Here is a 23,555-nt window from a genome sequence, read left to right as displayed (position 1 = left end):
TTTGTCATATCGACGTCGGATTCAGCAGGCGTAGCACCGATTGCAGCCCGTCCTCGCTGGTTGTCGCCAGAGCGAGCGGGCGATCGGCCAGGCCGTCATGCTGGCTGTTGAGGAACAGGATCGCGTCGGATGCGCCAAGCGCATCGATCGCCATGCGGGTGATGCGGCCCTGCCGCTCGGCGGCGTCGGGGGCCAGGCGGACGGCGTTGCGCGGGGTGAAGCGCCGCCCGGACATGCTGCGGCCGCCATTGGGCGAAGGCTGGGCCGGATCTGCCGGCGTATCGATCGCCATGATCAGCTTTTCAACGTCACGATGCCAACCACGCCCGGCTTGGTCGAGGGGTTGGAAGCATTACCCTTGGGCGGCTTCTCCGCCTTCGGCTTGCGCACTTCGCGATTTGATTTCTTCTGGCTCTTGGCCATGGTTAGTCCTTCCTGAAGATCGGCAGATAAGAGCGATTTTTCATCCTATGGAATCATCTGCCGCCTCGGAGCCGCAGGCCATGAGAGGCAAATCGCATAAATATTACAACGCGGCGCGCGCCGCCTCGTCTTCGGCGCGGAATTCGGCGACGATCGCCTCATCTTCGGACAGGACCGCGCGCGTGGCGCGGCGACGCTCGGCGCCCGCGGCCAGTTCCGCCTCGCGGCCCCAGGCATTGGCCGCCCGCTGCGCGATCTGGCGCGCATTGGGCAGGGTTTCGGACGATGCGCGCGCCTGGTGCAACGATTGCTGCGCAAGGCAGAATGCGGATGTCTGGGCCATGGGACAGGCTCCTTTTTTCGAGCTAAAGAATGGAAACGGAGCGGCGGCAAGAGGCGCATGAAAATCAGCGCAGACGCGGCCGCGCCGCAACAGGTCGGACGATCATAAGGACGCATGACGCGCCGAATCGTTCCTTTCACTTGTGAAATGGTGTCGCGGCATGCCGATTTCAAGGACGCGCCCGACGACAGGAGAAACTCCCCCTTTAACAGTCGTAAAATCCCCTTATGCTCGCGTCCAGCAAGGGAGATTATCAACATGCGCCATGCGCTCACGGCCGTTCTGGCCGCAGCCAGCCTTTCGTCCATCGCCACCGCCCAGACCGTGCCGACCCCGCCGCCCGCGCAGAGCGCCATCGGCGCGGCGGTGGCCAAGGACATGGACGGGCTGATGACGCTCTATCGCGACCTGCACGCCAATCCCGAACTGTCGTTGCAGGAAGTCAACACCGCGGCCAAGCTCGCCAAGCGCCTGAAGGCGCTCAAGTTCGACGTCACCGAAAAGGTCGGCGGCACCGGCGTCGTTGCGGTGATGAAAAACGGGTCCGGCCCGACGCTGCTGATCCGCGCCGACATGGACGGGCTGCCCGTGGTCGAGCAGACGGGGCTTGAGTTCGCGTCCAAGGTCCGCACCAAGACGCCCGAAGGGGTCGAGACCGGCGTCATGCACGCCTGCGGCCACGATACCCATATGACCGCCTTCATCGAGACGGCCAAGCTGCTCGCCGCCCGCAAGGATGCGTGGAAAGGCACACTGGTCATGATCCTGCAACCGGCCGAGGAAGTGGGCAAGGGCGCGCGAATGATGCTGGAGGACGGACTCTACACCCGCTTCCCCAAGCCGACCCATGCCATCGCCTTTCACGACGCGGCCAATATGGCGGCGGGCCAGATCGGCTATACGCCCGGCTATGCGCTGGCCAATGTCGACAGCGTCGATATCTTGGTGAAGGGATTGGGCGGTCATGGCGCCTATCCGCAGACGACCCGCGACCCGATCGTGCTGGCGTCGCGCATCGTCACTTCGCTCCAGACTCTGGTCAGCCGCGAACAAGACCCGCAAGACCCCGCCGTCGTGACCGTCGGCAGCTTCCAGGCCGGGGCCAAGCATAATATCATCCCCGACGAAGCGAAGCTGCTGCTGACCATCCGCAGCTATTCGGACGAGACGCGCGCCAAGCTGATCGAAGGGATCAGGCGGATCAGTCGCGGCGAGGCGATCGCGGCGGGCGTGCCGGAGGACCGGATGCCGGTGGTGAGCGTGAAGGACGAGTTCACCCCCTCCACCTTCAACCCGCCGGAATTCGCCGAACAGATGGCCGGCCTGCTCAAAGGCCATTTCCCCGACGGCCGTGTAGTCAAGACGAGCGCGGTGATGGGCGGCGAGGATTTCAGCCGCTTCTACCGCGCCGACAAGAGCATCAACAGCTTCATATTCTGGGTCGGCGGCGTCCCGGCCGACAAGCTGGCGGCGGCGCAGGCAGGGCAGACCAGCCTGCCCTCGCTGCACAGCCCCTTCTGGGCGCCGGAAGCCGACAAGGTGATCGCGACCGCCAGCGAAGCCATGACCGTGCTGGCGCTCGACATATTGAAGAAACAGTGAATTATGGAAAAACGATCGCGGAATGCATTTTCCGCGATCGTTTCGCTAAAGTCGTTTGCTAACGAAACTTACCAAGCACTATATTCGCGCGATGATTGCTTGCGAACTGGACGATCCGGACGGAATCATCTTCGTGCACGCGACGGGCGTGTGGACGATCGCAGATGTCGATCGCCATTATAGCCATCTCGGGCTCATCATCGCAGACCGGCGGCGCAACGGATTGCCGATCCGCATCCTGTCCGACGTGACCGAAGCGGAGCGACAGGCGCCCGATATCGAAGCCCGCATCCTGTGGCATATGGATCGTACCTACCTGCCCACCGACCGGGTTGCGATCCTGGTCGCCAATGTCGCGGACAAGCTTTACGTCCGCGCTCGTCTGGGCGAGGCGATCGTCGCCGCCTTTTCGTCGCAACTGCCGGCGGAGATGTGGCTGATGTCCGACGACCTGCAGCCGCCGGGCATCGTCGCCGCCTGACGCGCGGTGTTCAGGCGCCGAAGCCGCCGTCGATCGTATGCATCGCGCCGGTGATGATGCCAGCTTCCGGTCCCGCCAGATAGGCCGCCAGGCCGGCAATCTCTTCCCCCGTGGCATGACGCTTGATCGCCATGAAGCCATGCATCAGGCTGGCCATCGGGCCATCGGCCGGATTCATGTCGGTATTGGTCGGGCCGGGCTGGATGACGTTGACGGTGATGCCGCGTGCGCCGAAATCGCGGGCGAGTCCGCGGGCCATGCCCTGCAGCGCCGATTTGGTCAGCGCATAGGCCGCCCCGCCCTCGAACGGCATCCGATCGCCATTGACCGATCCGATCACGATGATGCGCCCGCCGTCGGGCATGCGCCGCGCCGCTTCGACCGCGGCGTGGTAAGGCGCGCGGACGTTGAGGTCGATCATCCGGTCGATCGCGTCGGCATCCTGTTCCAGCGGATCGCCCAGGATGGCGGCGCCGGCGTTGACCACCAATATGTCGAGCGGCCCCTGCGCTGCGACGACATCGATCACCGCCGTGCGATCGGCCGCGTCGGAGCGGATCGCGCTGGCCCCGGAGTCTGCGGCCAGCGCCTGCGCGGCGTCATGCGACCCGGCATAGGTGAAGGCCACCTGCGCACCGTCGGCCGCGAAACGCCGTACGATGGCGGCGCCGATGCCGCGGCTGCCGCCGAGAACGAGGGTCTTCTTCGAGGTGAAATCAGTCATGTCGGTCTTCCTTGTATTTTTGTAATGACCGCTATATAAATTGAAGATCGATCGGGTCAAGGAATTTTGTAGTGACTGTTAAAGAAAAATCGAAAGGCCGCGGCCGCCCCCGCGCCTTCGACCGGGAAGCCGCGCTGGATCAGGCGCAGGCGCTGTTCCACGCGCAGGGCTATGACGGGGTCGGCGTGGCCGCGCTGGCGCAGGCGATGGGCGTCAATCCGCCCAGCCTCTATGCCGCCTTCGGCAGCAAGGCCGCCTTGTTCGACGAGGTGCTGGGCCGTTACGCCCGCAACGGCCTGCCGATCGACATGTTGCTGGCACCCGGCGCGCCACCCGCCGCCGCACTCGGCGCACTGCTGCACGAAGCCGCACGCATCTATGCCGCCGACCCGCAGACGGCCGGCTGCATGGTGCTGGAGGGCGCGCGCGGCGCGGATGCCGAAGCGGCCTGCTGCGCCCGCAACTGGAAGGCTGCGAGCGCGCAGCGGGTGCGTGACTTCCTCACCCCGACCCATGCCGACAAGGCAGAAGTCGTGGCGGATTACATGGTGACGGTCATGTCCGGCCTGTCTGCAGATGCGCGCGCGGGAACGCCCGCTGATCGGCTGGTCGCGGTCGCGCACATGGCGGAACTGGCGATCGCCGCCGTGCTGGCCGAACGTTAATCGCCGGCGATATCGCTGGCGACCAGCGCGGTGTCCTTGCGATCGACCGACCAGAGGCGGCCGCGAACGACCGGATCCCAGTCGATCGCCTGCCCCGGCGACGCGATGCCGATGGTGCGCCGCCATTCCAGCAACGATCCGGCATCGGGCAGCGCCAGTTCGTACATTTCGGGCCGGTCGTGGCCGGTGACGTAGAGACGTCCGTCCGCGCTCCAGCTCGCGCCCGAGCAACTGAAAGGGGCGAAGCGGGCCAGCACCTGTTGAGGGAAGGTCCAGGCCGCCTCCTGCCGGAAGGCGTCGTCCATCTGCACCAGCAGCGTGTAGCGATAGTCGCGGTTCGGCTCTCCGCCCTTGCCGGCATAGTTGGCGTAGACCGCCCACCATTTGCCGGCATGGCGATCGAGCACGGTCAGCGATCCGGGACCGAAGCCCAGGCTGACCGTGCGCAGATGGCGCAGCGTGCGGGTGTCGAAAATCTCGACCGCGCTGGTCTGCGGCACGGCGGGATAGTTGGATGCGGCGCAGACCAGTTCGCGCCCCGCCACGGTGCAACTGTTCATATGGGGGAAGAGGCGGCGCTCCCCTTGCCAAGAGGCGACCCGCTGACCGGTGGATATGCGATATTTGCCGATTCGGTCATTGTCGATCGCGTAGACATGCACCCCGTCCGACGCCACCCCCTGCCGTGCTTCGGGGGCAGGCAGACGATGCACGACGGGCGCGGGCGACGGGGACGGCGCATCGGCGTCCTGCGCCCTGCCCGCGCTTGCGGCCAGCAGCCCCGTCATCGCCAGCATGATCGTCGCGTAGCGCATCATTCATCTCCACCGGAAATGCGTGCGGATAGGCGGGGAATGCTACAGAAAAATGGCGGCGCTACAAACGCAGCGCCGCAGTGAACATCAGTGCGCGCGCCTGATCGGCGGCCCGCACCGGCCCGGATTGCGGCTGGTCGGCGAGGCGCGTGACCGCCAGCCGGTCGGGATCGGCCAGATGCAGGCCCAGCCGCACGCCGAACAGATCGTCCGGCATATAGTCAATGCCGCCCTCGATCCGCAGTCGATGGCCCGGCTCCGCCCAGAAGGGCGCGCTGGTCCGAGCCGCAGACAGCGCGCCGCGCCACGGCCCGCGCCGCCATTCGCCCCGCACCGCCAGGCGCGTTTCGGTGCGGCGCTCGCCATGCTCCACATCCATCCGCGCCCGGTCGTAGCGCAGGCGCCATTGCAGCGTCGGGGACAGGCTGTGCACGGCCTCGATCGCCACGCCATGCGCCTGCGCCGACCCCATGGTCCGCGGCAGATAGCCATGGTCGATGAAGGACAGCCGGTTGCGCACCTGCCCATCATAAGCGTCGATCGCGAGGCGCAGCGCGGGGACTGCCGCCCAGCGCAGCCCGATCCGACTGAGGCTGTCGCGTTCGGGCCGCAATGCCGCTCGCAACGCCCGAAAGCCGGGCTGGTCCAGTCCCAGCGCGCCGATCGTGCCGCTGTCGGCATAGGCGCGGATGGTTTCGCGATAGTCGGCGCGCAGATCCAGTCTCGACGTCGCCGCCAGCGCCAGTCGGGCCGAGGGCAGGAAGCCGTCGCGCGCGCGCAGATCGTCGCGGGTGTAGGGCGACGTCGCATTGACCGCCCGGTTGCTGATCTTCACCGCTTGCCACCCCAGGGTCGCGGACAGACGATCGCCCCATGGCAGCATCTCCGACGGCAGGTCGACCCGCGCATCCGCCAGCATCACGCTGCTGCGCGGCTGCATATCCGCGCCGGGCGACTGGGCGGCGCGCACCAGGGGCAGTCCGCCAAAACGCTGGCGCCGCCGTTGCAGGGCCAGCCGCAGGTCGGCCGGATCGGCAGGTGATGGGGCCAGTTCGATGGCGTAGATGCGGGCCTGCCGCTGCGGCGGCGCAGGCGGCGCGGGCTGGACCCGCAGGATGAGGCGGGGCTTGAGCGCGAAACGGGCATGGTCGGGCCAGAAAGGTTCGGCCGCCGCCGGAGTCGCAAGAGAGGCCAGCAGCAGCGCCAGCGACGGCGTACGGGTCCGCATCAGCGGCCTCCTGCGTAGGCGAAGCGCACGGCCTGCCCGGCGGCCGGCGCATAGCTGATCGCATAGCCGACATGATCGGACAGCCGCGCCTGCGCTTCCCCGCCGAAGGGGACATGCGCGCGGGCGACCCGCATCGGCGCGCCGTCGCCATCGCGGGCGAACAACCAGTCCTTGCCCCGCGCCACCGCTTCGGACAGGTCGCGCCGCTGGGCGGGATCAACGACCGACGCACCGGCCAGCGCCCGTCGCCCGCCGCCCAACGCGGCCGCGACGAAGCCCAGACCGGCGCTGCGCCAGCGGCCGAAGAAAGCCTCGACCCGCCGGGGATCGCGCCCGATATTGAGATCGCCGCCCAGGATCATCATCCGGTCCCGCGGCACATGGGCGGCCACGAAGCCGCTCAATAATTGCGCCTGCCGGTCGAACGCGACCAGCGACCGGGCGACCGGCACGCCCGCCGCCTTGCGCGCGTTGAGATGGGTGTTGACCACCGCGACCGGCGCGGCGACGCCCGGCACGCGCAGATGGGCGATCAAGGCACCCTTGTTGGCGAGGCAGTCGAAGCCCGCGCAGGCGAAGGCCGGATAGGCCAGCCGGTCGATCCCGATGATCGGATAGTCGGACAGGATCAGCAGACCGCTGCCCAGTTGTTTCGACAGGGTTTCGCCCCTGTCCCAGCGCGCACCGCGCAGAAAATCAGTGTCGGCGGCAGTGCGGGCGACCGGCGTGCGGACGTTGGCGTCCGGCCCGGCCGCGACATGGGCATAGCCGGCGCGACGGGCGAACTGCGCCGGATCGGCGATGAAGGCTTCCTGCAACAGGACGACATGCGGCTGCCGCGCCTCCCCGCGCAGCACGGCCAGCCGGTCGGCGATGCGGCCCAGCGCCTCGTCCCGACCGAAGGCGACCGGCCAGGGCAGGCCCATCACATTATAGGTCATGATCGAAAGAGGCAGTGTTGCGCCCTGCGGTCGGGCGGATGCAGCATCGGGCGCGGCCGACGAACTGACGCTGGACGAACTGGCGGCAAGTAATGCCGTCAGGCTCGCAAAGAACAAGGCGCGCGCTGGCTTTGACATGATGAAGACCCCCGCCGCGCTCTAGCCGGGCCGTGGGTCATGGCCATGTCCGCACCATGGCGGTACGGTTAAAGTTGCAAGTCAGCGTTCGTCATCACCTTGACCCGCTTCTGTCATTATTGCGAAGGTCTATTGCGCCCCTATTGGGGGCGGTGCCCCTTGCGCCATTTGGTGAACAGGTGCCGCGCCAGCATCAGCGGCGGCATCCGCAGCCAGTGCGATCGCACGAAGAAGGCGAAGACCAGCAGCTTGCGGCTTTCGCGGCCCCAGCCGTCGCGCGCCAGCAAGCGCGCGCGCACCAGCCGGTCCCACAGGGTGAGGCGCGCGCCCGCCCCATAGATCGCCCCCGCCAGTCGCCGCGCCTGCCGGACATGGAGGGCAAGACCGTGGCGCGTCGCGCGCGCCTCCAGCGTTGCACGATCGGCATCGGGCAGAAGGCAATATATGTCCCACAGGTTGCGCAGGCCGCCCTGCATGTCCCCATCGGCCAGCATATGGGCCACCGAATGGACGATGCGGTCCTCGACCGAGAGAATATATAATCCATCGGTTATGTGAACGGCGTCGGCGATCATCGCCCCCGCATCGGGTGCCTGGCGCGCAGTCAGCGGCAATATGGTGTGGTGCACGTCGATCATCCGGTCGCGCTCGACATGGATCATCGGCGGCAGTTCGTGCATCCACTGGCGATAATAGGCGTCGTCATAGGGGTCTTCCTTGACCCATTCCCAACCCGCCGCGATCAGCGCGCGCTCGACCGCAGGCATCGCGTCGCGCGGCACCAATATGTCGAGATCGCCGATGAACCGCCCCTGCCCGGCGCGCAGGCCCGCCGCCACATAGGCCGCGCCCTTGAGCAATATGAGCTTGACGTCCAGGCCACGCAGCGCCTGCGCCGCCCGGTCCGCCTCCCACAGCGCCTGCTGCGCCTCCCGCCCGCTGTCGCGCCGGGCGTCGTCCAGGATCGGCCATACCGCGTCCGGCAGGGCGATGCTCTCCAGTCGATAAGCGAGTGTCCCGATCAGCCGCTCCGCCCGCGCTGCGGCGAGCAGGCGGTTCCAGCCATCCGCGTCGAGCGCCCCGGCCGACGCCGGATCGCGCAGCGTGCGCACCAGCAGTGCCGCGCTCATGCCAGTTGCTCCCACAGCTGATCGACCATGGCGATGGCATCGTCGCCGGAGGGGAAATCGATCGCCCGCGCCGGGACATTGGCGACGAAGCGGGTGAGCGCGGTGAAGGCCGGCTCGCCCAGCGCGACATAATTGGTCGATGCCTGGGTCAGTCGCATGAAGATTTCGCCCTGCCCCACCAGCCGCACCGCCGCGTCATGGCCGAAACGGGGGAACAGCAGCAAAGCGGGCATTCCCCCCTCGCCCATGCGCGCCACGGCATCGGTGCGCGGCACCATGTGGCGGATGTCGCCCTTCGCCGTTGCGGCCAGCAGCGGCCCCATGCGCGCTTCGCCGACCGCCTGCGTCACCACGTCTATCGCCCGGTTCTTGAGACTGACGAGTCGCGGGAAAGGCAGGATCGCGCCGCTATCCATGTCGAGCAGCGCGAACTCGTCGCCCATGAAACGCCAGCCGCGCTCGCCGAGCAAGGCCGCCAGGGTCGATTTGCCCGACCCCGATTCGCCGGTCATCACCAGCACGCGCCCGTCCTTCTCCACGCTAGACGCATGGAGAAGCAGGTGCCGACGCCAGCCCAGCGCCATTTGCAGGTTCATGCCCATTTCGGCCGCCAGCAGCCCGTGGGCCAAGCTCATCGGCGCAGCGTCGGCCAGGCCATGGTCGCCGGTGATGAAGATGGACGGCCGCACCCAGCGCCGCGCCAGGCTGGTGGGCTGGAGCCGGACGGTGAAGTCGGCGATCGCGCCGCGGACGTCGGGATAGGCGGTATAGAGCCGGGCCAGATCCGCTATCGGCTGCGGCCAGGCGGAGCCGATGCGGAAGGTCGCCGGGCCGATGCGCAGGGTGATGGCGTGCCTCATGCCGGGCGTACCAGGCCGAGCGCGACCAGCGCGTCGAGATGCGCACCGATCTCCGCCACGGCGTCGGCTACCGGACCCAGATCATAGTCGCGCGCCAGCCGGTCGTGCATCGCCTGCGCGCTCACCGGCGCGCCGTCGGCCATGCGCGCCAATATCTCCGGCACCGGGCTGATGACCATATGGGTCTGGCCCGACCGATGATGGTAGAGCAGGACGAGATCGTCGAGGACGCAGGTCGCCACCGCGTCCGCCTCGTCCCGGCGATAGGCTGTCGCTCCGTCCAAATTCGGCATCCCATACTACTGTCCATGTCGCTGTAGCGCGAAAGACGTAGCCAAGTGCCTAACGCATCAGGACATCGCTGGCGACCGGACGGATTGCGGCGCAGGCGCCCCGGCCAGACCCTCGAACGCGCGCAGATAGCGGTCGAGCGCGCGCTGGACGCCATGGTCGCGCGTCGCCGCCGCCAGCAGCGCGGGCGACGCCGAATGCGCCAAAGCGCGTTCGATGGCCTGTGCAAAAGCGGCCGCATCGCCTACGCGCACCGCCGGATGCTGGCCGGCCTCCACCAGAAGCGAGCGGATATTGGGCGTGCTGTCGGTCGCCACCACGCCCGCGCCGCAGGCCAGCGCCTCGATCAGCGTGGCGCACAGCCCCTCCCAGCGCGACGGCTGGAGCAGCAGGTCAGTGCGGGCCATCAACACTGCAAGGACGCCGGGATCACCGATATAGCCCGCGAAATCGACGCGATCGGCAATGCCCAGCGCCGCGCATTGCTGCTCCAGACTCGCACGAAGCGGCCCCTGGCCGACGATGGTCAGTCGCCAGTCGATATGGCGCAGGCGCGCCAGCGCGGCGAGCGCCGTCGCCTGATCCTTTTGCCGAGTCAGTCGCCCGACCATCAGCAATCGCCAGGGATCGCCGGACCCGCGCGGCGTCCGGGCAGCGCGGGCCTGTTCCATCGCGCGCGTCACCGTCGGGCGGGGCAGCAGGCGAACGTCGCCGCTTTGCGCCAGCAGGGTGCGGTCATGCTCGCCCATGACGATGGTGAGGTCGCTCAGGCGCGCGATACCGCGGAAACGCATCAGCCGGGCCCAGGCACCGGGACCGCGCTGGCCGGGTCGCACGATGGGGTTGGAGATGCGGCCGACTGCCTTCGTGTCGGTCCCCAGCGCCGCCAGCGCGACCAGCATATTGCTCTGGTTGCCGGCCGAATAAAGAATGTCGGGCCGATAACGCCGCACCATCCCGGCCAGCGCCGGGAATTGCGCGATCATCGAGAGGCGGCGGATGCCACCGGGCGCGGGAACGCGGCGCACGGTCAGCGCGGAGTCGATCAGATGGGCCGCCGGACCATCGGTTCGCGCCATCCATAATTCCACCGGGACGCCGCGCTGCAGCAGATGATTGGCGAGCAATATGGCGACGCGATCAAGGCCACCGTCGCCGGGCTGGTAGAGATAGACCGCCACTGAAAATGCACGCCCTGTGGGGCGGCGGGTGTGAAACATGAAACGCCTCGCCGAACGTCGAACCATATCAGGTTCGACGCCGTCAACGCGGATAACCCGTATCCGTTCAAATCGTTACGGTTGCGACGATCGGTTCAGCGCGGCATCTGCAGTGAGGCGTAGCAGGTGAAACCGCTCGTCCCGCGCTGCAAGCGGCGGATATAGTTGAGATAGGCCTGGTTCTGTTCATAGCCGGTGCCGGGCAGCGGCCGGCCGCGCAACGCCTGCTTGACCTGCTCACCGGTGAAGCTGCGACCGGTGCCGGGATAGGCGCCTGGCGTGCCGGCCGGGACCAGTTGGCCGTTGGGGGCGATGAAATTGCCCGCCCGGCCTTGGTCCGGCACCGGGATGGTGCAGTTGAGCACCGACGCGGCGGTGTTGGCCAGCGCAGGGCGGATCGACACGATCGCCGATGCCGCCGCCGCGCCGCCCATCAACAACTGCCGACGCGACGGGACGGCCAGCGAAGGCGCGTCATCGCCGGTTTCGGGGCTATCCTGTCCGGGCTTCGGGTCGCTCATATCGTCCTGATCCGCTCGTCACGCTTGCCAAAGCGTAAAGATTGCACGCTATTGGGATAAGCCATCGCAGCAATTGCGCGACAAATCCAGCGCGGTAACCATGAATCGACTGACAATTTCGCAGATTACCGCCTCCCTCGCCATGCTGTTGCTTGGCACCGGGGGCGCTTTATTGCTGGGTGCATCGCCCATCGCCATCGCCCTGCCGATATTGGGCGGCCTGCTCGTCCTGCTGATCTGCGCCGAGGGCGTATCGACGCGGCAGCCTGCGCCCGCTCCGCTGGATGCGCCCGACCTGTTAGGCCATCCCGATTTCGCCAGCCTGCTGGAAGGGATTTCCGATCCGCTGATGCTGGTCGAGCGCAGCCGCATCGTCCGCGCCAACCGGGCCGCGCAACGCCTGCTGGGCACGCATATCGAGGGCGAGGATGCGCGCATTGCAATCCGCCACCCCGCCGCCGCCGAACGGCTGGCGAGCACCGCCCCGCTCGCCGAACCTGTGATGGTCGAACTGGTCGGCCTGGGCAGCCGCGACCAGCGCTGGCAGATGCGGATCGCGCCGGTGGGGCAGGTCGCCGACATGCGGCGGCTGGTCCATCTGGTCGATCATAGCGGCACTCATGCCGCCGAGCGGATGCGCGTCGATTTCGTCGCCAATGCCAGCCATGAATTGCGCACGCCGCTGGCCGGCATATTGGGCTTCATCGAGACGCTGGCCGATCCCGAACTGGGCAAGGATACCGAAACCCGCCAGCGCTTCCTGAAAATCATGGACGGCGAAGCGCGTCGGATGCAGCGGTTGATCGACGATCTCATCTCCTTGAGCCGGATCGAGGCGGAGAAATATCGCGCACCCGACACGCTGGTCGATCTGTCGGAACTGGCCGCCGAGGTGGTCGGCGTCTTCCGCTCCAGCCATGGCGACCGCGGTCGCGAAGTGGAAATGGAGATCGCACCGCAATTGCCCAGCGTTCAGGGCGACCGGGCGCAGCTCTCGCAGTTGCTCCACAATCTAATCGGCAATTCGATCAAATATGGCCGCCCCGGCACGCCGGTTCGCGTCACGCTGAACGAAGGGCCGAGCAGCATGACACGGCTGACGGTCGCCGATGAAGGGGAAGGGATCGGCCCCGATCACCTGCCCCGCCTGACCGAGCGATTCTACCGCGTCGATTCGGGGCGCAGCCGGGCGATGGGCGGCACGGGCCTGGGCCTCGCCATCGTCAAGCATATCGTCGAGCGGCATCGCGGGCGCTTCGACATCGCCAGCACATTGGGCAAAGGCACCACCATCACCGTGCTGCTGCCCCCGCCGATGGAAGAGGCGCCAAATAAAAGCGACGAGAAAAGGCGCCCGTCGGCGCTTTCCGGAACGATGTCATGAAAATGAAACCTGACTGTCACAAAGGCGCGATGGTCCGCGACTAGGGCGCTTCCCGAGGGGGCGGCGACAAGCGAATCGCGGCTCTATTGTTTGGAGGTTCCCGTGAAGACATTCGCCTTGCTCGCCGCGACGACCGTGAGCGTTCTCAGCCTTGCCGCCTGCGGCGACCAGTCCGGCGGCGGCGCAGGCCAGACGCGCGACCAGATCCGTGCGGTCGGGTCTTCCACCGTCTATCCGTTCGCCACGGCGGTCGCCGAACTGTTCGTACAGGGCAATGCCGGCATGAAGTCGCCGATCATCGAATCGACCGGCACCGGCGGCGGCATGAAGCTGTTCTGCGCGGGCGTGGGCGCCCAGCATCCCGACATCGCCGACGCATCGCGCCGCATGAAGAAGGCGGAGTTCGAACAGTGCGCCGCCAATGGCGTGAAGGACATCGTCGAGATCCAGGTCGGCGTCGACGGCCTCGCCTTCGCCGAATCGAACAAGGGTCCGGGCCTCAAGCTCACCCCCAAGATCGTCTATGAAGCGCTCGCCGCCAATCCGTACGGCAAGGGTCCGAACAAGGCCCAGACCTGGAAAGATGTGGACCCCAGCCTGCCCGCGATCGCCATTTCCGTCTTCGGCCCGCCGTCCACCAGCGGTACGCGCGATTCGCTGGCCGAACTGATCCTGGAGAAAGGCTGCCAGAGCGACGAGGCGATGAAGGCGCTCAAGGAAAAGAACGAAGACGAATATAAGGCGACCTGCACCCGCATTCGCGAAGACGGCAAATATGTCGATTCGGGCGAGAACGACAATCTGATCGTGCAGAAGCTGGGCGCCAATCCCAATGCGGTCGGCGTGTTCGGCTACAGCTTCCTTGAGGAAAATAAGGACACGCTCAAGGACGTGCCGATCAACGGCGTCGAAGCGACCTATGAAACCGTGTCGACCGGCCAGTATCCCGGCGCGCGTCCGCTCTACATCTATGTGAAGAAGGCGCACATGACGGCCATCCCCGGCCTTCAGGGCTTCCTGAACACCTTCGCCGCCAACTGGAACCCCGACGGTGCGCTGACCAAGCGCGGCATGGTCGCGGCGCCCGAAGACGTGCGCAAGAAGAGCGCCGAAACCGTCAAGGCGCTGACCGTCCTCGACGGTTCGCAGCTGAAGTAAGGGCGACATGACCGGTCCTGCAATCCTCCTGCTGCTGGCGGGCCTGGGCGCGATCGCCTGGGTCAGCGCCCGCGCCCGCGCGCTGCGGCTCCAGACCGCGGCGCGGGCGACGGGGCGGCGCGACGCCGTCCACTCGCTACCCGGCTATCATGGCTGGTATGTCGCGCTGTGGACGCTGATCCCGGCCGCCATCTTCCTGGCGGTCTGGGCCAATGTCGCGCCGGGCCTGGTCACGCAAAGCGTGCTGGCCGACCCGGCGGCGCAGAGCCTGCCGCTCGACGGCTTCTCCCGCTCCGCCATCCTCGGCGAAGCGCGGGCGATCGCCAACGGCGATCAGGCGGGGGCGTTCAATCCGCTGTCCCAGGGACTGGTCGAACCCTACGCACACGCGCTCAACAAATATGGCGTGGCCGGCGCGGTATTGGCGCTGGTGCTGGCCTTCGCCGGGGGGGCCTATGCCTTCACCCGCGTGCGCCCCGATTTCCGGGCGCGCACGCGGGTCGAGCGGCTGGTCATGGCGTCGCTGCTGATCGCATCCCTGATCGCGATCGTCACGACGGTCGGTATCGTGGCGTCGCTGCTGTGGGAAAGCTTCCGCTTCTTCTCGATGGTCAATCCCATCGATTTCCTGTTCGGCACCAAATGGTCGCCGCAGTCGGCCGCCATGGGCTACGGCAATGACGATGCGTTCGGCGCGGTGCCGCTGTTCTGGGGCACCATCTTCATCGGCGCGATCATCGCCATGATCGTCGCCATCCCGCTGGGCCTGATGAGCGCCATCTACCTGACCCAATATGCCAGCCCGACCGTCCGCAAATGGATGAAGCCGACGCTGGAGATGCTCGCAGGCGTGCCGACGGTGGTCTATGGCTATTTCGCCGCGCTCACCATCGCCCCGGCGCTCCGCGACTTCGCGGTCGCGATCGGCATCCATGGCGCATCCTCCGAAAGCGCGCTGGCCGCCGGCCTTGTCATGGGGGTCATGATCATCCCCTTCGTGTCCTCCATGGCCGACGACAGCATTGCCGCCGTGCCGCAATCGATGCGCGACGGCAGCCTGGCGATGGGCGCGACCACCAGCGAGACGATTCGCAAGGTGCTGATCCCCGCCGCGCTACCCGGCGTCGTCGGCGGCGTGCTGCTGGCCGTCAGCCGCGCCATCGGTGAAACGATGATCGTGGTCATGGCCGCGGGCCTCGCCGCGAACCTGACCGTCAATCCCTTCGCCAGCGTGACCACAGTGACGACACAGATCGTCCAGTTGCTGACCGGCGACCAGGAATTCGACAGCGCCAAGACGCTCGCCGCCTTCGCGCTGGGCCTGGTGCTGTTCATCGTCACCCTGCTGCTCAACATCGTGGCCCTGCGGGTCGTGAAGAAATATCGCGAGGCTTACGAATGACTGCTGCTCGCAACCCGACCGACTGGAAGTCGGAGGCCATGCGCAAGCGGATTGCGGGGCGCTATGCCGCCGAGCGCCGCTTCAAATTCGCCGGCCTTTTCGCCGTGCTGCTGTCCGCGTCCTTCCTGGCTTTCCTGCTCGTCACCATGATGGGCAACGGCCTGCGTGGCTTCACCCGGACCGAGATTGCGCTCAAGATCGATTTCCCGGCCTCCCCGCTGCTGCTCGATCCCGCCGCCATCACCGACGAATCGCTGAGCCAGGCCAATCTGCCGATGGTGACCGACTCGGTCGCGAAGAAGCTGTTGGGCGCAGATGCCGACGCGCTGCTATCGCCGACCGCCTGGATCAGCATCCGGGACGCGATCAAGGCGGACCCCAAGATATTGAGCCGGAGCGAGACGATCAGCGTGCCGGCCTCGACCGCGCTTGACCTGGCCGCCAAGAGCAAGGGATCGCCGGAAATGGAGGCCGCGGTCACGCGGCTGAAACAGCAGGGCCTGTTGTCGACCGGCTTCAACCTGAGCTTCCTGACCGCCAGCGACGGCACCGATCCGACCCAGGTCGGCATCTGGGGGGCGTTCAAGGGATCGTTGCTGACGATGCTGGTGACGCTGATCCTCAGCTTCCCGATCGGCGTCGCCACGGCGCTCTATCTGGAGGAATATGCCCGCAAGAGCTGGTGGACCGACATCATCGAAGTGTCGATCAACAATCTGGCGGCGGTGCCTTCCATCATATTCGGCCTGCTGGGCCTGTCGATCTTCCTGAACCTCGCGCATCTGCCGCGATCCGCGGCGCTGGTGGGCGGCATGACACTGGCGCTGATGACGATGCCGGTCATCGTCATCGCCGGCCGCAACGCGATCAAGTCCGTCCCGCCCAGCATCCGCGACGCCGCGCTCGGCATCGGCGCAAGCCCGGTACAGGTGGTGTTCCAGCATGTGCTGCCGCTGGCCCTGCCCGGCATCCTGACCGGCACGATCATCGGCATGGCCCGCGCGCTGGGCGAAACCGCGCCGCTGCTGATGATCGGCATGCGCGCCTTCATCGCCACCCCGCCGGGCGGGATCACCGATCCGGCGACCGTCCTGCCGGTGCAGATATTCCTGTGGTCCGATGAAGTTTCCAAGGGCTTCGTCGAAAAGACATCCGCCGCGATCATCGTTCTGCTGGCGTTCCTGCTCGCGATGAACGGCCTCGCCATCTACCTGCGCAACAAGTTTGAAACACGGTGGTAATGACACCCATGACAGAAGACCAAATCAACCTGACCATCGACAATCCCAAGATGTCGGCCCGCGACGTCAAGGTTTTCTATGGCGAGAAGCAGGCCATCAAGGGCGTGTCGATCGACGTCGGCATGGACCATGTCACCGCCTTCATCGGCCCGTCGGGCTGCGGCAAGTCGACCTTCCTGCGGACGCTCAATCGCATGAACGACACCGTCGCGTCGGCGCGGGTCGAGGGCGAGATCACGCTGGACGGGGAGAATATTTACGCCCCCTCGATGGACGTGGTGCAGTTGCGCGCGCGGGTGGGCATGGTGTTCCAGAAGCCCAATCCCTTCCCCAAATCGATCTACGAAAATATCGCCTATGGGCCGCGCATCCACGGCCTGGCCGCGGGCAAGGCGGACATGGACGTGATCGTCGAAAAATCGCTGCGCCGCGCTGGCCTGTGGGACGAGGTGAAGGACCGGTTGCATGACAGCGGCACGGCGCTGTCGGGCGGACAGCAGCAGCGGCTGTGCATCGGCCGGGCGATCGCGGTCGAACCGGAAGTCATCCTGATGGACGAACCTTGCTCGGCGCTCGATCCGATCGCGACCGCCAAGATCGAGGAGCTGATCCACGAACTGCGCGGCCGCTATGCGATCGTCATCGTGACGCATAACATGCAGCAGGCCGCGCGCGTGTCGCAGCGGACCGCCTTCTTCCACCTGGGCGACCTGGTCGAATATGGCGTGACGTCCGATATCTTCACCAATCCCCGCCAGGAGCGGACCAAGGATTATATCACCGGTCGCTACGGCTGATCCGGGGGAGAGAGATCATGGCAGAACATACGATCAAGGCATTTGACGAGGAAATCGACCGGCTGCGCGGACTGATCGCCGAAATGGGCGGCAGAGCGGAAGCGGCGATCGAAAATGCGATGCTGGCGTTGCAGCGGCAGGACAAAGTGTTGGCCGCCGATGTCGTCGAGGGCGACAAGCGCATCGACGCGATCGAGGCGGAGGTCGAGAAGCTGGTGATCCAGGTGATTGCGCTCCGCGCGCCGATGGCGAACGACCTGCGCGACGTGATCGCCGCGCTCAAAATCGTGAGCGTGGTGGAACGCATCGGCGACTATGCCAAGAATATCGCCAAGCGCGTGCCGCTGATCGCGACCAACACCCGCATCCTCGAACCCATTTCCCTGCTGCCCTCCATGGGGCAGGTCGCGGGCGAGATGGTGCATGATGCGCTGAACGCCTTCGCCGCGCGCGACGCCGACCTGGCGCTGGCGGTGGTCGAGCGCGACACGGTGGTGGACGATTTCTACAACAGCGTGTTCCGCACGCTCGTCACCTTCATGGTCGAAAACCCCAAGACGATCAGCGAGTGCGCGCATCTGCTGTTCATCGCCAAGAATATCGAGCGGATCGGCGACCATGCGACCAACGTCGCGGAAATGGTCTATTATGCCGCCACCGGCCAGACCTTGCCAGAGCGCGAGCGCGGCGCCGACATGCAGCCGGAGGACTAGACCATGGCAAGAGCGAAAATGCTGCTGGTCGAGGATGACGCAGCACTGGCCGAACTGCTGATCTGGCATTTCAAGCGCGAGGATTTCGAGGTCGCCCATACGGTCGACGGCGAGGAAGCGTTGCTGATGGCGCAGGAAAATGTGCCTGACATCGTGCTGCTCGACTGGATGGTCGAAAGCCTGTCGGGGATCGAGGTGTGCCGCCGGCTGCGCCGCATGAACGGCACCGCCAATATCCCCATCATCATGCTGACCGCGCGCGGTGAGGAAGAGGATCGGGTCCGCGGGCTGGAAACCGGCGCAGACGATTATGTGACCAAGCCGTTCAGCCCCCGCGAGCTGGTAGCGCGCGTCGGCGCGGTGCTGCGCCGCGTGCGTCCGGCGCTGGCCGGCGAGACGCTCACCTTCTCCGACGTGGAGATGGACACGGTCGGCCACAAGGTCCGCCGCAGCGGGCAAGTGATCCCGCTCGGCCCCACCGAGTTCCGCCTGCTCAAGCATTTCCTGGAGCATCCCGGCTGGGTCTTCTCGCGCGAGCGGCTGCTGGACAGCGTATGGGGTCAGGACAGCGATATCGAACTGCGCACGGTGGACGTCCATATCCGCCGCCTGCGCAAGGCGATCAACGGCGATGGCCAATATCAGGACATCATCCGCACGGTGCGGTCGGCGGGCTATGCGCTCGACACCGAGGGCGTGGGCTGAGGCGCGCAACCCGGCAATTGTGGTTCAAGCGAAGCCTCTCCAAAGATATGGGGAGGCTTTTGCGATTGCGGGCCGATCCGTTCAAACGCCGACGGTCAGAGCACGGTAGACATTCGCGACGCTTTCCGACGCCCTGTCCCAGGAATAGAGCCGGCTGGTGCGGTGCGCCGCCAAGCCCATCGCATGTCGCAAATCCGGACTTTCGATAAGCTTGGCCAGGACCGATGCATAATGTCCGCAACCCGTCGGCCGGCAAAGAAACCCGTCCTGACCGTCGGTCAGGATGCTGCGGGCATTTTGGGCGTCGGCGCTCACGACAGGCAAGCCGCAGGCCATGGCTTCGACGATGACATTGCCGAATGTTTCGGTGGTGCTGGGACTGAGCAACACATCCGCGCTCGCAACCGCCCGAGCCAGATCATCCCCCGCCAGATGTCCTGCGCATATCGTTCGGGGCAGCGTTTTGAACAGGTCGACCGCGGGGCCATGCCCGACGACGAGCGCCCGGACGCGCGGCGATTGCGCCTGGAGTTGCCGCACCACCTGGATGAACCGGTCCACGCCCTTTTCGAGCACTACGCGTCCGAAGAACAATATGGCGATGTCGCCATCGTCCAGCCCCTGTATGCGGCGCCAGTGCATGTCCCGTCGGCCGGGATGGAAGAGCGCGGCGTCTATCCCCCTGCTCCAGACGCTCGCCCGATCGTCGCCACGCAACAGGCGCAATTCCTCGACCAGCGCGCCGGTCGGTGCGAGCACATGATCGCTGCGTCGATAGAAGCGCCGCAGATGTGCATCGAGTGCGGGTCGCGCCCAGTCGATCCCATAATAACGCAGATAGGTTTCGAACCGCGTGTGCATACTCGCAACGATCGGGACACCGAGCCGCTTGGCGAAGGTCTGCGCACGCGTTCCCAATATATCCGGCGTAGACACATGCACCAGGTCGGGCGCAAAATCGCGGATGTCGTTTCGGATATTGCGCGGAAGGCCAAGCGCCAGGCGGAACTCGCTGCGCACCGGCAGAGCGATCGACGGAACCGGCACCAACGTCCCCGCCGGCGCGAATGCCGGCGTGTCCGTGACCGGGGAATAGACCCGCACCGTGAAGCCGCACGCCGTTTCCAGATAGCGCACGAGCATATTCAGCGCCTGGTTCGCGCCTTCGCGCAGATAATTGTAATTACCGGAAAACAGCGCGATCCGCATCGATCAGACCTGCCTGAAGTTCAGGAGCGCATTCAGCAGAAACACGACCAGGCCCGCGAACAGCGAAACGACGGCGCGGGTCACAAGATAATTCACCGACGTCAGATGCAGGAACAGCGCATAGAGGCCCATGGTGATGAGGAGGCCGACAGCGGAATTCGCCAGGAACAGCACATAGCCGGCGCCGACGCCTCTGTCCGTTCCGCGGAAAATCCAGCTCCGCCCGAGGATATAATGCAGGCTGTTGGCGATGATGAAACCAATGCCCGCAGCCATAACCTTGCCGACGCCGAGGTTCACCAGACCCCACAATATACCCAGGCCGATCACGAAAACCGAACAACTGACAACCGTGTTGCGAAACAACATCGCCCCGGCGCGCAGGGAAAATACCCGACTCATGATGCCCGCACTGAACGATTGTACCGGCAACAGGCTGTTACCATCCGCTTCGGCGTCCAAACTCATCCTGCGGCCGATGCCCCATCCAGGCCTTCATCCGCCTCGTCGGGCCAATCGTCGCGGGCCCTGGCCCAGGGGTTGAGAAACAGAAAGGGCAGCTTCAGGAAGAGAAGTTCGGCATGTACGACGCCATCTACAATATGTTCCCACCATGTCGGATTGCGTTGCGCATGGGCATCGAGCCAATCCTCATAGGGCGCCCAATGGCTGGGTTCGTCCTTGCGAATGATGCTGAAGATTCGCGTCAGAATCGGGTCCGACAGGATGATCCGGTTGGTCAGCAGGGTTTCCACCTGCACATATCCCCGCCGTTCGGTCAGCGCGATGACCCGGCACAGGCGCGCGAACAGCCTGTCGCTTTCGACGACATCCTGTGTCTTGAGCCGGGCGATAGACGTGCCGAACATGATTTCGACGAAGCGGTCGATGTGGCCAAATGTCGATCCCACGGCAAAGGGCATGATGCCGCGCCGTTCGAACCAGCGGCGGAACATGAGATAATGTTTCCGCTCATCCGCCCGATGCGCCTGGAGCCGCGCGATGAGGACGGCATCGTCGGGAGAGCGTTTCACGACCGATTCGATCACCCGGTCGATCGCGGTATAGCCGCGATGCTCGTTGTAGATATAGATGCTGCCCAGCACATCGAGATAACGTCGTTCGAACCAAGCGCGCATAGATTTCTCCGGCCCTGACCGAGTCAGGACGCCCCTGGCTACAACAATAATATGCGCTGCGATATTCGGTTCTACATCGCGATGCAAAATGCCTCAGGCTGCGCGGCGGGCCTTGTTCAGTTTCTTGAGCAGCATGTCTCGTTTCAGGCGCGACAGATGATCGATGAACAGCACCCCTTCCAGATGGTCCAGCTCATGCTGCAGGCAGGTGGCCAGCAGGCCTTCGAGCTGCTCCTCATGAATGCGACCGTCGCGGTCCATCCAACTGGCGCGGATCACCGCGGGGCGCTCCACCTCGGCATATTGATCGGGGACCGACAGGCAGCCCTCCTGATAAACGGACAATTCTTCCGAACCCTTGAGAATCTCCGGGTTGATGAAGACCATCGGCTTCTTGACCGGCTTGGCGTCTTCTTCGTCGGATTCGGGTTCCTGCAGATCGATCACCAGCACCCGCTTGGGGACGCCGACCTGGATCGCGGCCAGACCGATGCCCGGCGCGTCGTACATCGTTTCGAACATGTCGTCGATCAGCCGTTGCAGATCGTCGTCGATCGCATCGACGGGGGTCGAAATCGTGCGCAGGCGCGGGTCGGGCGCCTCAAGGATCGGTAGGATTGCCATATGTCGAACATAGATGGAACGGCGCGATATTTCAAGCCAGCGGGCGGATAGAGACGCGCCTTCGACCGCGACGCAGGGTAAGCGCCCGGATGGGACTTAACTTCGCACATTTCCCGCCCATCTTGAAATATCCGATCAAGAATAGGACATTAAACCATAAATCACGTCGTGGCCCCGCTTGCCTGAGTATAGCAAAATGCACCTGTAGGACATAAGATCCTTGTTCACCCTAGCCCACCGGCCGCCGCGCCCGCAGCGCCTGGGCCAGCGTGCCTTCGTCCAGATAATCCAGCTCACCGCCGACCGGCACGCCATGGGCGAGCTGGGTCAGGCGGATGGGAAAGCGCTCCAGCCGTTCGGCCAGATAATGGGCGGTGGTCTGTCCCTCCAGCGTCGCGTTCATCGCCAGCACCACCTCGTCCACGCCGCCCGGCTCCAGCCGTGCGACCAGCGCATCGATGGTCAGGTCTTCGGGTCGCACCCCCTCCAGCGCGGACAACCGCCCGCCCAGCACATGGAAGCGCCCGGGAAAGAGGCGCGACTTGTCGAGCGCCCACAGGTCCGCGACATCCTCCACCACGCACAGCGCGCGAGCGTCGCGCCGCGGATCGGCGCAGATGCCGCAGGGATCGACCGTATCGACATTGCCGCAGATGTGGCAGTTGACCAGCCGTTCGTTCACCGCCTCCAGCGCGCGCAGCAGCGGCTCCATCGCGCCCTCCCGCTTTTTCAGCAGGTGCAGCACGGCCCGCCGGGCCGAACGGGGGCCAAGGCCAGGCAGGCGGGACAGCGCCTGGGTCAGCGTCTCGATTTCAGGTGAAGCCATATCATAAGATAAGGGGTTGCAACCGGGAGAGACAAGGGGTTTGAGCATCCGCTATGCGTATCATCTATATGGGCACCCCCGATTTCGCCGTTCCGGCGCTCGACGCGCTGGCGAAGGCGGGTCATGCCATCGTCGCGGTCTACAGCCAGCCGCCCCGCCCCGCCGGCCGCGGCAAGGCGTTGCGCCCCTCCCCCGTCCACGCCCGCGCCGAGGAGATGGGGATAGAGGTCCGCACGCCCGCGTCGCTGAAGGACGGCGCCGTGCAGGCCGCCTTCGCCGCCCTGAACGCCGATGTCGCGGTGGTCGCGGCCTATGGCCTTATTCTTCCGCGCGCCGTGCTGGACGCGCCGCGCCATGGCTGCATGAACATCCACGCCTCGCTGCTGCCGCGCTGGCGCGGCGCGGCGCCCATCCAGCGGGCGATCCTGTCGGGCGACAATGTCACTGGCGTGACGATCATGGACATGGAAGCGGGCCTGGACACCGGACCGATGCGCGCCAAACATGTGACGCCGGTCGAGGACAAGACCGCAGGCCTGCTGACCGCCGAACTGGCGCAGGCGGGCGCGGAACTGATGGTCGAGGTGCTGGACGACATTGCGCAGCATCCCCCCATGCCCCAGCCGGAAGAGGGCGTCACCTATGCGTCGAAGATCGACAAGGCGGAGGCGCGGATCGATTTCAGCCGCGCCGCCCATCAGGTCGAACGACAGGTGCGCGCCTTCAACCCCTTCCCCGGCGCCTTTTTCGAATATCGCGGCGAACGCTTCCGCATTCTCGCCGCTCATGTCGAGCATCATGCCGGAATGCCGGGAGATTTGCTGGACGACAGCCTGCTGATCGGCTGCGGCCATGACTCGATCCGCCCGACGCTGATCCAGCGCGCGGGCAAGGCGGCGATGTCGCCCGGCGAATTGTTGCGCGGATACGATATGCCGGCGGGGAGCCGGGTGGATGGATAAGGGGAACGCCGTT

28 protein-coding genes are annotated in these 23,555 nt (G+C 65.8%); 11 read left to right on the top strand and 17 right to left on the bottom strand.

Annotation, left to right across the window (positions count from 1 at the left end; all coding sequences use genetic code 11):
- Positions 1-4 precede the first annotated feature (4 nt).
- From SBA_RS08200 to SBA_RS08190, 3 genes are all read right to left on the bottom strand, one after another.
- Entirely contained in the window at positions 5-292 is a 288-nt protein-coding gene (locus SBA_RS08200; protein WP_224547673.1) for a hypothetical protein, read from the bottom strand.
- Between the two features lie 2 nt (positions 293-294).
- Entirely contained in the window at positions 295-423 is a 129-nt protein-coding gene (locus SBA_RS08195; RefSeq protein WP_261936501.1) for a hypothetical protein, read from the bottom strand.
- 103 nt (positions 424-526) lie between these two features.
- Positions 527-766 carry a hypothetical protein gene (locus SBA_RS08190; RefSeq protein ID WP_224547674.1) on the bottom strand — a complete coding sequence of 80 codons (240 nt, stop codon included), beginning with the start codon at positions 764-766 and terminating at the stop codon, positions 527-529.
- A gap of 258 nt (positions 767-1,024) precedes the next feature.
- Between SBA_RS08190 and SBA_RS08185 the strand changes: the two genes are divergently transcribed.
- Together SBA_RS08185 and SBA_RS08180 are read left to right on the top strand one after the other, a co-directional pair.
- A complete protein-coding gene (locus tag SBA_RS08185) occupies positions 1,025-2,368 on the top strand; it encodes an amidohydrolase (RefSeq protein WP_261936500.1) in 1,344 nt (447 codons plus the stop codon).
- 91 nt (positions 2,369-2,459) lie between these two features.
- A complete protein-coding gene (locus SBA_RS08180; protein ID WP_261936499.1) occupies positions 2,460-2,849 on the top strand; it encodes a hypothetical protein in 390 nt (129 codons plus the stop codon).
- 10 nt (positions 2,850-2,859) lie between these two features.
- Here SBA_RS08180 and bdcA read toward each other — a convergent pair whose 3' ends face one another.
- On the bottom strand, positions 2,860-3,573 hold the full coding sequence (bdcA, locus tag SBA_RS08175; RefSeq protein ID WP_261936498.1) for an SDR family oxidoreductase: 714 nt from the start codon (positions 3,571-3,573) through the stop codon (positions 2,860-2,862).
- Positions 3,574-3,644: 71 nt separating this feature from the next.
- Between bdcA and SBA_RS08170 the strand changes: the two genes are divergently transcribed.
- Complete coding sequence (locus SBA_RS08170) at positions 3,645-4,238, top strand: TetR/AcrR family transcriptional regulator (protein ID WP_261936497.1); 594 nt, start codon at positions 3,645-3,647, stop codon at positions 4,236-4,238.
- Here SBA_RS08170 and SBA_RS08165 read toward each other — a convergent pair.
- The 8 genes from SBA_RS08165 to SBA_RS08130 form a co-directional block, all read right to left on the bottom strand.
- Complete coding sequence (locus tag SBA_RS08165; RefSeq protein WP_261936496.1) at positions 4,235-5,056, bottom strand: YncE family protein; 822 nt, start codon at positions 5,054-5,056, stop codon at positions 4,235-4,237. The genes SBA_RS08170 and SBA_RS08165 overlap by 4 nt on opposite strands.
- A gap of 58 nt (positions 5,057-5,114) precedes the next feature.
- The gene (locus SBA_RS08160) at positions 5,115-6,281 is read right to left on the bottom strand and encodes a TonB-dependent receptor (protein ID WP_261936495.1); all 1,167 of its coding nucleotides are present in this window, start codon (positions 6,279-6,281) and stop codon (positions 5,115-5,117) included.
- Positions 6,281-7,360, bottom strand: a complete 1,080-nt coding sequence (locus SBA_RS08155) for an endonuclease/exonuclease/phosphatase family protein (RefSeq protein ID WP_261936494.1) — start codon at positions 7,358-7,360, stop codon at positions 6,281-6,283. The genes SBA_RS08160 and SBA_RS08155 overlap by 1 nt, the downstream gene beginning before the upstream one ends.
- 140 nt (positions 7,361-7,500) lie before the next feature.
- Entirely contained in the window at positions 7,501-8,490 is a 990-nt protein-coding gene (locus SBA_RS08150) for a nucleotidyltransferase domain-containing protein (RefSeq protein ID WP_261936493.1), read from the bottom strand.
- Positions 8,487-9,350 (bottom strand): HprK-related kinase A, encoded by an 864-nt coding sequence (locus SBA_RS08145; protein ID WP_261936492.1) that lies wholly within the window; start codon positions 9,348-9,350, stop codon positions 8,487-8,489. Before SBA_RS08145 ends, SBA_RS08150 begins: the two co-directional genes overlap by 4 nt.
- Positions 9,347-9,634, bottom strand: a complete 288-nt coding sequence (locus SBA_RS08140) for an HPr-rel-A system PqqD family peptide chaperone (protein ID WP_224547686.1) — start codon at positions 9,632-9,634, stop codon at positions 9,347-9,349. Before SBA_RS08140 ends, SBA_RS08145 begins: the two co-directional genes overlap by 4 nt.
- 66 nt (positions 9,635-9,700) lie before the next feature.
- Positions 9,701-10,861 (bottom strand): glycosyltransferase, encoded by a 1,161-nt coding sequence (locus tag SBA_RS08135; protein WP_261936491.1) that lies wholly within the window; start codon positions 10,859-10,861, stop codon positions 9,701-9,703.
- A 95-nt stretch (positions 10,862-10,956) separates the two neighbouring features.
- Positions 10,957-11,382, bottom strand: coding sequence for a hypothetical protein (locus SBA_RS08130; protein WP_224547688.1), 426 nt, complete (start codon positions 11,380-11,382; stop codon positions 10,957-10,959).
- 100 nt (positions 11,383-11,482) lie between these two features.
- Between SBA_RS08130 and SBA_RS08125 the strand changes: the two genes are divergently transcribed.
- The 7 genes from SBA_RS08125 to phoB all read left to right on the top strand — a co-directional run bounded on the left by SBA_RS08125 (position 11,483) and on the right by phoB (position 18,782).
- Positions 11,483-12,766 carry an ATP-binding protein gene (locus SBA_RS08125; RefSeq protein ID WP_261936490.1) on the top strand — a complete coding sequence of 428 codons (1,284 nt, stop codon included), beginning with the start codon at positions 11,483-11,485 and terminating at the stop codon, positions 12,764-12,766.
- 102 nt (positions 12,767-12,868) lie between these two features.
- Entirely contained in the window at positions 12,869-13,924 is a 1,056-nt protein-coding gene (locus SBA_RS08120; RefSeq protein ID WP_224547690.1) for a substrate-binding domain-containing protein, read from the top strand.
- Positions 13,925-13,931: 7 nt separating this feature from the next.
- A complete protein-coding gene (gene pstC / locus SBA_RS08115; RefSeq protein WP_224547691.1) occupies positions 13,932-15,326 on the top strand; it encodes a phosphate ABC transporter permease subunit PstC in 1,395 nt (464 codons plus the stop codon).
- A complete protein-coding gene (gene pstA / locus SBA_RS08110) occupies positions 15,323-16,567 on the top strand; it encodes a phosphate ABC transporter permease PstA (protein ID WP_261936489.1) in 1,245 nt (414 codons plus the stop codon). Before pstC ends, pstA begins: the two co-directional genes overlap by 4 nt.
- Positions 16,567-17,364: a phosphate ABC transporter ATP-binding protein PstB gene (gene pstB, locus SBA_RS08105; RefSeq protein ID WP_390902409.1), complete on the top strand. Its 798-nt coding sequence runs from the start codon at positions 16,567-16,569 to the stop codon at positions 17,362-17,364. The genes pstA and pstB overlap by 1 nt, the downstream gene beginning before the upstream one ends.
- Positions 17,365-17,381: 17 nt before the next feature.
- On the top strand, positions 17,382-18,077 hold the full coding sequence (gene phoU / locus SBA_RS08100) for a phosphate signaling complex protein PhoU (protein ID WP_066600774.1): 696 nt from the start codon (positions 17,382-17,384) through the stop codon (positions 18,075-18,077).
- Between the two features lie 3 nt (positions 18,078-18,080).
- A complete protein-coding gene (phoB, locus tag SBA_RS08095; protein WP_224547695.1) occupies positions 18,081-18,782 on the top strand; it encodes a phosphate regulon transcriptional regulator PhoB in 702 nt (233 codons plus the stop codon).
- An 81-nt stretch (positions 18,783-18,863) separates the two neighbouring features.
- Here phoB and SBA_RS08090 read toward each other — a convergent pair whose 3' ends face one another.
- From SBA_RS08090 to recR, 5 genes are all read right to left on the bottom strand, one after another.
- On the bottom strand, positions 18,864-19,991 hold the full coding sequence (locus SBA_RS08090) for a glycosyltransferase family 4 protein (protein WP_261936487.1): 1,128 nt from the start codon (positions 19,989-19,991) through the stop codon (positions 18,864-18,866).
- A 3-nt stretch (positions 19,992-19,994) separates the two neighbouring features.
- Complete coding sequence (locus SBA_RS08085; protein WP_224547699.1) at positions 19,995-20,453, bottom strand: GtrA family protein; 459 nt, start codon at positions 20,451-20,453, stop codon at positions 19,995-19,997.
- 2 nt (positions 20,454-20,455) lie between these two features.
- Positions 20,456-21,130, bottom strand: a complete 675-nt coding sequence (locus SBA_RS08080; RefSeq protein ID WP_261936486.1) for a ferritin-like domain-containing protein — start codon at positions 21,128-21,130, stop codon at positions 20,456-20,458.
- A 93-nt stretch (positions 21,131-21,223) separates the two neighbouring features.
- Entirely contained in the window at positions 21,224-21,754 is a 531-nt protein-coding gene (gene def / locus SBA_RS08075; RefSeq protein ID WP_224547701.1) for a peptide deformylase, read from the bottom strand.
- A gap of 229 nt (positions 21,755-21,983) precedes the next feature.
- Positions 21,984-22,580, bottom strand: coding sequence for a recombination mediator RecR (recR, locus tag SBA_RS08070; RefSeq protein ID WP_224547702.1), 597 nt, complete (start codon positions 22,578-22,580; stop codon positions 21,984-21,986).
- Between the two features lie 53 nt (positions 22,581-22,633).
- Here recR and fmt point away from each other — a divergent pair, with 53 nt between their 5' ends.
- The gene (fmt, locus tag SBA_RS08065) at positions 22,634-23,542 is read left to right on the top strand and encodes a methionyl-tRNA formyltransferase (protein ID WP_261936485.1); all 909 of its coding nucleotides are present in this window, start codon (positions 22,634-22,636) and stop codon (positions 23,540-23,542) included.
- Positions 23,543-23,555 lie beyond the last annotated feature (13 nt).

The organism is Sphingomonas bisphenolicum (genome assembly GCF_024349785.1).
GTDB lineage: Bacteria > Pseudomonadota > Alphaproteobacteria > Sphingomonadales > Sphingomonadaceae > Sphingobium > Sphingobium bisphenolicum.
This window is presented reverse-complemented; position numbering and strand designations above follow the sequence as displayed.